General features: G+C 43.1%; 3 protein-coding genes and 1 pseudogene. All 4 read right to left on the minus strand.

The features are described from left to right. Positions 1-331: 331 nt before the first annotated feature. On the minus strand, positions 332-751 hold the full coding sequence (locus ACYVG7_RS00735; RefSeq protein ID WP_460881346.1) for a VOC family protein: 420 nt from the start codon (positions 749-751) through the stop codon (positions 332-334). 59 nt (positions 752-810) lie between these two features. After that, positions 811-1491, minus strand: coding sequence for an HNH endonuclease (locus ACYVG7_RS00740; RefSeq protein ID WP_460881344.1), 681 nt, complete (start codon positions 1489-1491; stop codon positions 811-813). 122 nt (positions 1492-1613) lie between these two features. Continuing rightward, a complete protein-coding gene (locus tag ACYVG7_RS00745) occupies positions 1614-2513 on the minus strand; it encodes a hypothetical protein (RefSeq protein WP_460881345.1) in 900 nt (299 codons plus the stop codon). Positions 2514-2712: 199 nt separating this feature from the next. Continuing rightward, positions 2713-3145: pseudogene (locus tag ACYVG7_RS00750) on the minus strand (IS66 family transposase); the annotation flags it as partial.

Raw genomic sequence — 3145 nt, forward strand, 5'->3', positions numbered from 1 at the left:
ATCTGGCGCTCCCGGTGGTGAACCTAAGAGATCAGATCACCAAACTGCGGGATAGTTCCCTGATTTGAGCAACAACGCCTCGGGAAGGCCCCGAGCTGCGGGGTGCCTCCACCGGCCGGGAGCCACACGCCATCCCTGGCGTGACGCTCCCTTTTGCGGTCATCCTGACCGCGCACCGGCTCCGGCCACCCCTACGCCCGGCCCGACAGACGGCTTCGAGTTTCGGAGTCACCGGCATGAGCAACCGCCGTCTTTACCAGCCAATGGCGAGATGTGAATATTGGTTATTGTTGGATGGGGATTAACGCAGGTTATTTCAGATTCGCTTGATCTATTTATTCGGCGCCTGTTGTAGCCGATTCTTATTGAGCTGCAGCAAGTCCCATTTGTTGCCATAAAGATCCTGGAATACCACGACAGTTCCGTATGCTTCCTCTCTCGGCTCCTCGTTGAAGACCACGCCATTCGCCTTCATCAGCTGATAATCCCGCCAAAAGTCATTGGTTTGCAAAAATAAGAACACGCGGCCACCGGTTTGATTGCCAATACAGGCCGCTTGCTCGTCGTTACTCGCCTGAGCCAGCAGCAAGTTCGTGCCATTCGAGTTGGGTGGTGACACCAGAACCCAACGCTTACCACCCCCCAAGTCGCTATCTTCCACCAAATTAAACTGTAACTTTTGGGTATAGAAAGCAATAGCATCGTCATAATTCGCAACGACCAAAGCGATATTACCGATTTGTTGTTTGATCATGTTGGACCTGCTATGTAGAGGAATGGATTCCATATATGCGCCTACGGTTCTATTTGTTATAAATCTTTTAATTTGAGCAAATAAGAAGATAAACCATCCCAGCTATCTACAATCGGTTCTCTCGATAATGGATCATGTATGCCAATTTGATCGATTGTATAACCTGCTTTCCCATAATTGCATGGGCCACATGATGAAACCAAATTCTCAGGCTTTGTTTTCCCTCCTAGATTCCAAGGCATTACATGATCTGCAACAGGGTTAAAAATATGAATAATGCCATGTGTATCAAGGTTGGTCGGACCTTTTTTAAAAAGGTTACTATCAAGTGATTTAATGAATTTAGAAAAAAATTGGTTCGAAATTAGTTTTACGCCGCAATACCTACACCTATAGCCATCACGCTCAAAAACTATTTTTTCGAATTTTTTTGGACTTCGCAGAGGATCTCTTAATGAGCTATCAATAGCTATAGGCTGATCTTTTTGTAGGTGATTCATACGATGCATGCCGGACATTTGGCCATGCTCGATAGACCACTCTTTTAGTTCATTGTTCCTAATGGAAAGTAATTTATCAATGGATGAATCTTTTTGACCATTCATAAATAAATCTACAGCTTCAATAAATTTCGTAAGTTCTTCTTCAAACCACTCAAGTTGGGGGAGTGGGCTATATTGGTTCCATTTTTTTGGATCCAGCCCTAATACATCGCAATGTTTTTTACCTCGACACAATTATTAATTCCTCCTTGGTCGCAAGATTTTATAACGCTAAGCTAAGTGGCAAAAAATGTTTGGCTAAATTTTGCGAGGCATGAGCAAGATCCAATCTTTTTTGTCCGCCATTAAACGAATTGTTATAAACAATTTCCACTAATATAGCGTTTGCTATTATTCGTTAGCTTCTTGTTTTTTTTGATTAAATTCAATCTGACATTATCCCAATCAAGCAGAAGTGGAATTTTGGTTGTAACATGACCTAGCGGGTCGTCTGAATCAACACTATAAGCATAAATTCCTAATGCATCGTTGTCATTTATAGCCTTATATTGTGAAATGATGTTCTCAATGCAGTTTCGTGACTCTTTTAAATTCCATTCGATCAGAGTTCTTATTTCATCATGAATTGAGCTTAATTTCTCAATGTATTTGCGAATGGATTTTGTTAAGTTTATTTTATCGGCGCACTCAGCAAAGACAGGTCTTCTAGAAAACTTAGGGTCTTGTCCTAACTCCTCTCGAGTTGAGTAAATTTTTATGCCGTTTTTCATTAATCGAGAATCACCTTCTCCCTCCCAATTCATGGGTAGTGAAAATGAATGTATCGCTAAGCCACAATGTTGAACGTAATTTCTTATGTTCTCCATAAACCTATACTCAAAGTGACTGTCATATTCACGACTGAAATAACTCAAAACGGTGGTTGAAAAATCATCATTATTAAGATCACATAAGCGCACTTGTCTTTGCATCTGGTCATAATAAAGCTTCGTCGAAGTTAATAGGTTAACGATCCTACGATTTATAATTGTCTTTATTTGATAGAAGTCATCATATGACTCTTTGTTAAGTACTACATGCTCAGTAGTTTGAAGCAAAAGTTCTTTTTCAAATTCCAAATAATTTGAAATAATTAGGTCATATTTTTCTTCGATCGCTTTTGCTGCTACCATTGAGCGTTGTGATTGTTGCAGTTGGTTAAATTGTGATGCATTAATCGGTAATATTGCCGTTTTACCTAGAACAAACTGTTTCACGAAGTGTCTCATCTGGCGCTATATCTCCTTGTTGCTTATAAAGCCTTAAGAACTGGTGTGTAGGTTGGTACCTTTTTGCCGCTTTTTGTTTTAGCAAAACCGCGACAGCCGTAATGCGTCAGTTGATTAATTTGTTAGGTTTTATTTGCTATATAGCGCTCACAGCTTTTTGTTATTTTGTAAGCGCCGCTAAATCGACCTACTTGCCTTCGTTGTATTGCGCCACTTTTTTTGCAATGGGCTCCAGCGGGACGTTCCAGGNGTAGCAGGGCTTCGAGTTTTTCCAGGCTATCGGCATCGCCGATCTGCGCCAGCACATAGTTGATATACGCTGATGGCTCCAGGTCATTTGCTTTGGCTGTCTCCAGCAACGAGTAGCAGGTCGCGCTGGCCTTGGCGCCTTGCGCGCTGTCGGCGAACAACCAGGCCTTGCGCCCCACGGCGAACGGGCGGATCGCGTTCTCCGCCAACACATTGCTGATGTGTAGATCACCCCGCTCGCAGTAGCCGACCAGATAGGGCCACTGCCCCAGCGTGTATTCCATCGCTTTTCTCGTCAGCGAGCCTTTCATCACCTTGCCGACGTTATTGTCCAGCCAGGTTTTGAACTCCGCCAACAGCGGCATGCTACG

The sequence above is a fragment of the Pseudaeromonas pectinilytica genome, from assembly GCF_054780855.1.